General features: G+C 68.6%; 7 protein-coding genes. 6 read left to right on the top strand and 1 reads right to left on the bottom strand.

The window, feature by feature from the left end:
- The 6 genes from CJ179_RS20710 to CJ179_RS20685 form a co-directional block, all read left to right on the top strand.
- Window positions 1–222 (top strand): sarcosine oxidase subunit gamma family protein (locus tag CJ179_RS20710; RefSeq protein ID WP_306454246.1); only part of this gene is annotated, 222 nt, incomplete at its 5' end.
- A gap of 89 nt (window positions 223–311) precedes the next feature.
- Window positions 312–1208: a dihydropteroate synthase gene (gene folP, locus CJ179_RS20705; RefSeq protein WP_095862642.1), complete on the top strand. Its 897-nt coding sequence runs from the start codon at window positions 312–314 to the stop codon at window positions 1206–1208.
- Complete coding sequence (locus CJ179_RS20700; RefSeq protein ID WP_095862641.1) at window positions 1205–1864, top strand: aminotransferase class IV; 660 nt, start codon at window positions 1205–1207, stop codon at window positions 1862–1864. The genes folP and CJ179_RS20700 overlap by 4 nt, the downstream gene beginning before the upstream one ends.
- A gap of 153 nt (window positions 1865–2017) precedes the next feature.
- A complete protein-coding gene (locus tag CJ179_RS20695) occupies window positions 2018–2437 on the top strand; it encodes a glycine cleavage system protein H (RefSeq protein ID WP_072940372.1) in 420 nt (139 codons plus the stop codon).
- A complete protein-coding gene (locus CJ179_RS20690) occupies window positions 2434–3816 on the top strand; it encodes an L-serine ammonia-lyase (protein WP_095862640.1) in 1383 nt (460 codons plus the stop codon). The genes CJ179_RS20695 and CJ179_RS20690 overlap by 4 nt, the downstream gene beginning before the upstream one ends.
- Window position 3817: 1 nt before the next feature.
- Entirely contained in the window at window positions 3818–4510 is a 693-nt protein-coding gene (locus CJ179_RS20685; RefSeq protein WP_095862639.1) for a hypothetical protein, read from the top strand.
- On the opposite strand, the gene CJ179_RS20680 is transcribed toward CJ179_RS20685, so the two are convergent.
- A complete protein-coding gene (locus tag CJ179_RS20680) occupies window positions 4479–7904 on the bottom strand; it encodes a serine/threonine-protein kinase (protein ID WP_095862638.1) in 3426 nt (1141 codons plus the stop codon). The two genes, CJ179_RS20685 and CJ179_RS20680, sit on opposite strands and share 32 nt — an antisense overlap.
- Window positions 7905–7938 lie beyond the last annotated feature (34 nt).

Here is a 7938-nt window from a genome sequence, read left to right as displayed (position 1 = left end):
GCCCGCGACATCCTCGCGAAGGGCTGCTCGATCGACCTGCACCCCACCGTGTTCCGCCCCGGAACCGCCGTGCAGACGATGCTCGGACTCGCCGGCGTCATCCTCACCGCACTCGACGACACCGGCACCGACTACCGCATCCTGGTACGAGCCTCCTTCGCCCGCTACCTCGCGGCGTGGCTCATCGACGCCGCCGAAGAATACGGAACCCGCCCCGAATAAACGCGGCAACGAAGGCAATCCTCGGCCCCGGGGGACGACATGGCGCCGTCCCCCGGGGCCGATTTCCACCCACAAGGAGGTGCACCCCGATGCCGTCCCCCACTCTCACCGCCACCGGCCCCCACCGGCTGCTCGCCGCCCTCACCCGCCACACCCCCCTGGTCTGCGGCATCGTCAACGTCACCCCCGACTCCTTCTCCGACGGCGGCCGTTACACCGACCACCACCACGCCATCGACCACGCACTGTCACTCGTCGCCGACGGCGCCGACCTCCTCGACATCGGAGGCGAATCCACCCGCCCCGGATCCACCCCACCACCGGTCGCCGACGAAATCGCCCGCGTCATCCCCGTCATCGAGGCACTCGCCCGGCACACCACGGTCCCCATCTCCGTCGACACCTCCCGCCCCGAGGTGATGCGCGCCGCCGTCGCCGCCGGCGCCACCCTCATCAACGACGTCCGCGCCCTCCAGCTCCCCGGCGCCCTGCACACCGCCGCCGACCTGCAGGTCCCGGTCTGCCTCATGCACATGCTCGGCGACCCCACCACCATGCAGCACGCACCCCGATACCGGAACGTCGTACACGAGGTCCGACGCTTCCTCCTCACCCGGATCGAGGCGTGTCTGACCGCCGGCATCCCGTCCGAGCACATCCTGCTCGACCCGGGCTTCGGATTCGGCAAAACCCTCACCCACAACCTTCAACTACTCAGCGAACTCCGGCAGATCACCGAGATCGGCCTCCCCGTCATGGCCGGACTCTCCCGCAAAGGCATGCTCGGCGCCATCACCGGCCGCGACGTCGACCACCGCCAGGCCGCATCCGTCGCTGCAGCCCTCATCGCCGCCCAGAACGGCGCCGCCATCCTCCGCGTCCACGACGTCGCGGAGACGGTCGACGCCGTCGCGGTGCTCCGCGCACTCGTATATCGTGGTCCCGCCACCTCCAGTCACGCGCCGAATCGAGACTCCGCCCTGTGAACACTTCCGTGTCCGCCGCAGTGGGGCTCGCGACGATCGACACAGCTGAGGTTCAGCTGATGGAGACGATGTATCACGATCCCCGCACGGGCTTGCGGCATCTCGACCGTCACCTGTCGCGTCTGGCCCGTTCCGCGGCGGTCCTCGGGTACGAGTTCGGGGAACGAGAGGTCCGGCGCCACCTCGCGCACCAGCTGTCGTGCGCCGGAGCGGCCCGGGTCCGGGTGCGCCTGCACCGCGACGGCGGCGTGGACGTCGACGTCTTCGCTCCCCCGGTCGCGCCTGCCTGTGTATCCCTCGTCCTCGACGACGAGCCCGTCGATTCCCTCGACATCCTCCTCGGGCACAAGACGACGTTGCGCGAGCGGTACGACCGCAGGCGTCACCGCAATCCCGATGCCGACGACGTCGTGCTGGTCAACGAATTCGGGCATGTCACCGAGACCACGATCGCGAACCTCGCCGCCCGGATCGACGGCGCCTGGTGGACGCCGCCGTTGTCGTCGGGATGTCTGCCGGGTGTCGAGCGGTCGTGGCAGCTGGACCGCGGGTTGATGCACGAGCACATGCTGACGCCGAGCGACCTCCGGGGTGCCGATGCCCTCGTCGTGATGAGTTCTCTCAAAGGTGTGCTGCCCGCGACGCTCCGGCCGTAGCCGCCACATTTCCCAACGTTTTCCCGATCCCCTCTTGACCCATGTCGCATACTGACCTACCGTTATTGCACTGACTGATATATCAATTTCGAATCTGTTGGATCGCAGACGAGTGGTCCGCGACCGCAAGGCCCGACTGTCAAAGGAAAAGGCATGAGAGCTCGTAAGATTCCCTCGGACCGACGGTATACGGCCACACACAGCTGGGTGGCGCTGACGCCGGGTGCGAACTTTTCCGATTTCCCCTTGCGCGCAGGCGTCACCGACCGCGCACTCGACGACATCGACGTGGTCGGAGTGGACCTGCCTGCCGTGCGAAGCACTGTCGACGCGGGTTCCCCCTGCGCTGTGATCTGGTCGTCGGCGCGGACGGCCATCACGGTGTACGCCCCGATCGGCGGTCTGATCACGATGACGAACCGCGACGCCACCGCTGATCCGGCGCTCGTCGCCGAAGATCCGTTCCACGCCGGATGGTTGTTCGCCATCCTGCCGGTGCCGTCGTCGTCCACGTACGGCCTCCTGACCCCCGCGCAGTACGCGACCGAACTCAACGAGACGGTGACCCTGTGACCATCAGCGTGTTCGACCTGTTCTCCGTCGGTGTCGGCCCCTCGAGTTCTCATACCGTCGGACCCATGCGCGCGGCCGCGCGTTTCGTGTCCGACCTGCACACGCTCGGCGCGTTCGAGGACGTCACCGGCGTCCGCGTCGACCTGTACGGCTCGCTCGCCGCGACCGGCGCCGGCCACGGGACGATGTCCGCAGTCCTGCTCGGCCTCGAGGGGTATCGGCCCGAGACGATCGAAACCGAGGAGATGGAGCAGCGACTCGAGGCGATGCGGACCACGCGGCGCATCGCGCTCGGCGGTTCGCACCACATCGCGCTGGCCGAGGACGAGATCGTGCTTCATCCGCTGACGATCCTGCCGTTCCACCCGAACGGGATGACGGTGACGGCCTATGCGGCCGGGAACGTGGAAATCCATCGGGAGACGTACTTCTCGATCGGTGGCGGGTTCGTGGTCACCGAAGCCGAGAGCACGGAACACCGGCCGACGCCGGCGAGCGGGTCGTCGTTCGGGTCCGCGAAGGAACTCCTCGACATCTGCGCGCGGCACGGATGCCGCGTCAGCCAGGTCATGCTCGAGTTCGAAAGCGAAACCCGCGCGGCCGCGGAGATCCGCGACCGGCTGCTCCACATCCGCGACGTCATGGTCGAGTGCGAGCGACGCGGCATCTCCCGCGACGGACTCCTTCCCGGTGCGCTGCGCGTCCGGCGGCGCGCCCGTGACTGGTATCTCCGGCTCGATCAGGAAGACCCCCATCGTGATCCCGCGTTCGCGGAGGACTGGGTCAACCTCGTCGCGCTCGCGGTCAACGAGGAGAACGCCTCGGGTGGGCGCATCGTCACCGCCCCCACCAACGGCGCCGCGGGCATCATCCCCGCCGTCCTGCACTACGCCGTCCACTACACGCCCGCCGGCCGGGCCGACCCCGACGAGACCGCGGTCCGGTTCCTCCTCGCGGCCGGCGCGGTCGGATCCCTGTACAAGGAGCGGGCGTCGATCTCGGGCGCCGAAGTCGGCTGCCAGGGCGAGGTGGGCTCGGCGGCGTCGATGGCCGCCGCAGGACTGGCCGAGATCCTCGGCGGCACACCGGAACAGGTGGAGAACGCCGCGGAGATCGCCATGGAACACAGCCTCGGCCTCACCTGCGACCCCATCGAAGGCCTCGTCCAGATTCCGTGCATCGAACGGAACGCGATCTCGGCAGGCAAGGCCATCAACGCCGCCCGGATGGCCCTGCGCGGCGACGGGACCCACCGCGTAAGCCTGGACCAGGTGATCGAGACGATGCGCTCGACCGGCGCTGACATGCTGTCGAAGTACAAGGAGACGTCCACCGGCGGTCTCGCCGTCAACGTCCCCGTCAACTACGTCGAGTGCTGACATGATCACAGACGAACTTCGACTTCTCCCGGCCCGCGCCGCTCATTTCATCCGGCAGCACCCGGTTCCGGCGCGCGGCGCGTACGCGCCGGAAACCCGACTGTCGGTGCTCGACATTCTCGTGCATTGCGCGCCGGTGCGCGGCGACGCGTTCGTGGCATTCCAGTTACTGAGCCGAAGCGCCCTGCCGGACTCGTACCTTCTCCGCCTCGATGTGCTGGACGACGCGCTGTCCGCCCTCGACTCGTTCACCGTGACCGAGGACGAATGCGAACAGGCCTTCGGTCCGAACTGGGAGGACGTCGTGCGGCACGCCGTCGATGCGGCAGCACTCGTCGACGAACAGTTCGGAGCACTGACGCGGACGAGCAGCGCCGTCGACGGCCGCCGGCGGCTCGGCGCCTGGATCTGCGCACGAGACGCGGCGTCGGAAGCCGGCCGGATCAGGTCCTGGTACCGCGCCCAGGACGCCGCGTGGGAACGCCACTACATGGACGGGGTGACCCTGCGCGAGGACGAGCGGATGCGTGCCGATCTCGCGACCGCCGTGCGCGACGCGGCGGCTGCGCACGCGGTGTCGGATCTCGTCGGAACACACGATTTCACCAGGGCACACTACGAAACCCTGCTGGAACCGTGGCGCCTCTGTTCGCCGGAGGGCGCTAGTGGACTGCCGCGAGCACTGCATCGGTGAACGTCCGCGGCAGGCCCTGATGACCGCTCTCCCGCAGCGCCGACAGCGCTGCGACGACGTTCGGGCCGCCGTCGGGTAGGAATCGGATCAGTTCGTGCCGAGCGCACTCCACTGCCGCGGGAAGAAGCGTCGCCTGCGCCTCCTCGCGACGTCCGGCCGCCCAGAGACACGACACCAGCAACCGGACCGCCTGCAGCCCGGCCCGGCGCCGCCCGGTGCCGTCGAGTTGCCGCACCCAGTCGTTCGCCCACTCGCACGCCCGATCCGCGGCCGCCGAATCGCCCTGCGCCTCGAGCAACATGATGGCCGCCTCTTCCTCGAGCTGCGCCGTCGCCAGGTCGAGCCCGTCCGTCGGGGTACGCCGGGTCTCGCGCGTGACGGGCACGAACCCGGGCGCCGGGGGCAGCCCGATCCGCACCCGCTCGTTGTCGACGGCGGCCCGCAGACGAGGCAGGGAGAACGTCTCGGCAGTCCGAACCCCCTCGTCGAGCTGTCGTGCCGCGGCGCCGGGATCGCCACGCAACGCCATGATCCGCGCCCTGAGGCAGTAGTGCCGGATCATGAAATCCGCTGCGCCACCGAGCGCGGCGGGGTCGAACGTCTCGTTGAGCAACTCGTCCGCTTCGTCGATCCGGCCCTGCTCGTAGTGGACTTCGGCGAGAAGCGTACGCGTGAGCCGCGCATGCTGCGACTGCGTATTCTCCGCCTCCCGGACCAGCCGGCACGCCTTGCGGTACAGCTCCATGGCACCGCCGACGTCGAGCTGTTCGAACTTCGCGAGCCCGGCAAAACAGTACCCGTACGCGACGGAGTACGGCCCCGTGTTCTGCCGGTGGTACGGGGCCGCCCAGCTCTGCCTGCGGTACGCGTCCTCGAACCGGAATTCACACGTGTCCACGAACGTCTCGATGAGAGCGGCCATCGACACCACGAAGGGGTGATACTCCGTGGGACGGGCGAGGCACTCGGCGACGAGCTCGCGCACACCCTCGATGCGGTCGGCGGTCGCCTCGATGTCGGCCTGCAGGACATCCGCTTCCACCCGGAGCTGGGCGGCGCTCTCGGACATCTCCCCGGCGTCGATCTGCTCGAGTGCGCGGGTTCGGGCGGCCTGCGCGAGTTCGAGTCGCTGGAGTTCGCAGTTCGCCCATCCGATGGTGAGCTGCAGCCGCGGGCTGGCGGCCACCAGGTCGGCGGGCAGTTTCCCGATCAGGCCGAGCAGCGTCGACATCTGCGACCGATCGAGGAGGTAGAGGTCGTCCTCCTCGAGCAGTTCCACCGCTCGCTGCGGTTCACCGGCCGCGAGGATGTGGTCGACGGCCTCGCCCAGCAGGTGCCGCTCCCGGAACCAGTCGTACGCCCGGCGGTGCAGATCGGTGATGCGCCCGGGGTGATCCCGCTCGAGGCGCTGATGAAGGATCTGGGCGAACAGGTGATGGTAGCGATACCACTGACGGTCGTCCCCCGTCCTGCCGAGGAACAGATCGCGTGCGGCGACCTGCTCGAGTCTCGCCTGCCCGTCCCGCACACCGCCCAGCGCCGACGCCAGGTCGCCGCACACCTTGTCGGGGACCGAGGTGGTGAGCATGAAGTCGAGCATGTTCGGCTCGAGAGCGTCGAGCACGTTCTCGGCGAGATACTCACCGATGGCGTCGGTCCCCGTCCGCAGCTGTTCGATCAGGTTCTCCGGACTCCCGGCTTCGCGCAACGACAGTGAGGCCAGCTGCAGTGCCGCGATCCAGCCGTCGGTCGATTCCCGGAGTTGCTCGATCTCGGTGTCCTTCAGCGGAACCTGCACCCGGTCCGCCAGGAAGTTCTGTGATTCACCGAAGTCGAAACACAGGTCTTCGGAGGCTATTTCGTTGAGTTCGTCGAGCACCCGCATCCGGCTCAGGGGCAGCCCCGACCTGTTCCTGCTCGCGACGACGATCTTCAGGTGGTGACAGCCGTTGTCGAGCAGGAACGTCATCGCCTCGATCGGCCCGGAGTCGGAGATGCGATGCCAGTCGTCGATCACGACTACGAGCGCCTCCGCGCTGTCGTGAAGCCGGTTGATCAGCGACGTGAGGACGAACCGTTCGACCGCGTCCCCGTGCTCTTCCAGGGATTGCCCCAGGTCGGTGACGACGTCCGGGCGGACCCGCCGGATCGCCTCGACCAGATGGGAGAGGAACCACACCACGTTGTTGTCGTCCCGGTCCACGGTCAGCCACGCGACCGCGGTCCCGGCCTCGACCAGGTCGTCGCGCCACTGGGCGACGAGACTGCTCTTGCCGAACCCGGCAGGCGCGTGGACGAGTGTCAGCCTGCGGTCCCGTCCCGCGCGCAAAGCGGCGAGCAGCCGGCGGCGAGGCACGAGCTGCCGGGTAGTCGTGGGTGGGCGGAACTTCGTCACCGGCGCGGGCGGGGTCGGCGGCGTCCGCACGTTGTATGGGAGCCCGGGGCGCCGGGACGGGGTGGACTCGCCCGCATGATCGTGCGGCTGCTCGGGCGCCCGCTGAATCGGGATGTACATGTCGTCGACGGCCACACCGTTGCGACGCTCGACGGCGCGGAGCTCGTTGCCGAAGTCGGCGGCACCGCCCGGCCTGTCCTCGACCGCGCGGGCCATGGCATGTTCGACTGCGCTGCACACGTCGTCGGGGATTCCGGCGTCCCGCAGGTCGGGGACCGCCTGCGTGGAGATCCGCAGGAACTGACCGACGACCTGTTCACCGCTGCGGCGCTCGTACGCGGCATGACCGGTCAGCGCGCAGAACAGCGTGGACCCGAGGCTGTAGACGTCCGACTCGACCGTCGGCGGCCTGCCTTCGAGTACCTCGGGCGCAGTGAACGCCGGTGAGCCGGTGATGGACCCTGCCGTCGTCTCGAATCCACCCGAGACGCGGGCGATACCGAAGTCGGTCAACTGCGGTTCGTCGTATTCGGTGAGCAGGATGTTCGCCGGTTTGACGTCGCGGTGCAGCATCCCACCGCGGTGCGCGGTCTCGAGGGCGCCGGAGATCTTGATCCCGAGCCGCAGCACCTCCTGCCACCCGAGAGGGCCCGAACGACGGATCTGCGCGTCGAGGGAACCGAACGAGTGGTACGGCATGACGAGAAACGGGCGACCGCTCCGGGTGACCCCGACCTGGTAGACCGCGACGATGTTCGGGTGCCCGGACGTCCGGCCCATCGCCCGTTGCTCCCGCACGAACCTCGTCACGTTGTCGGGATCGAGGTTCGACGTCAGGACTTTGACGGCGACCGTGCGCTCGAGATCTTCCTGCAGGCAGCGATACACGACCCCGAACCCGCCGCGGCCGATTTCCACGGCATCGTCGAACCCTGCCGCTGCCAGCTCGGACGTGATCTCCGGCTGACGCTGGGTTGCCCACGGATCGTCGTTCGCCATCGGCCTGCACCACCTCCGACACGCTCCACCCAGG

The organism is Rhodococcus sp. ACS1 (assembly GCF_002300155.1).
Taxonomy (GTDB): Bacteria; Actinomycetota; Actinomycetes; order Mycobacteriales; family Mycobacteriaceae; genus Rhodococcus_F; species Rhodococcus_F koreensis.
The sequence above is the reverse complement of the archived record's forward strand: the minus strand, read 5'-3'. Positions and strand labels throughout refer to the sequence as shown.

Excerpts from the sequence above, each read along its gene's own strand:
- folP (WP_095862642.1), top strand. The coding sequence starts at position 312 with ATGCCGTCCCCCACTCTCACCGCCACCGGCCCCCACCGGCTGCTCGCC.
- CJ179_RS20695 (WP_072940372.1), top strand. The coding sequence starts at position 2,018 with ATGAGAGCTCGTAAGATTCCCTCGGACCGACGGTATACGGCCACACAC.
- CJ179_RS20685 (WP_095862639.1), top strand. The coding sequence starts at position 3,818 with ATGATCACAGACGAACTTCGACTTCTCCCGGCCCGCGCCGCTCATTTC.
- CJ179_RS20680 (WP_095862638.1), bottom strand. The coding sequence starts at position 7,904 with ATGGCGAACGACGATCCGTGGGCAACCCAGCGTCAGCCGGAGATCACG.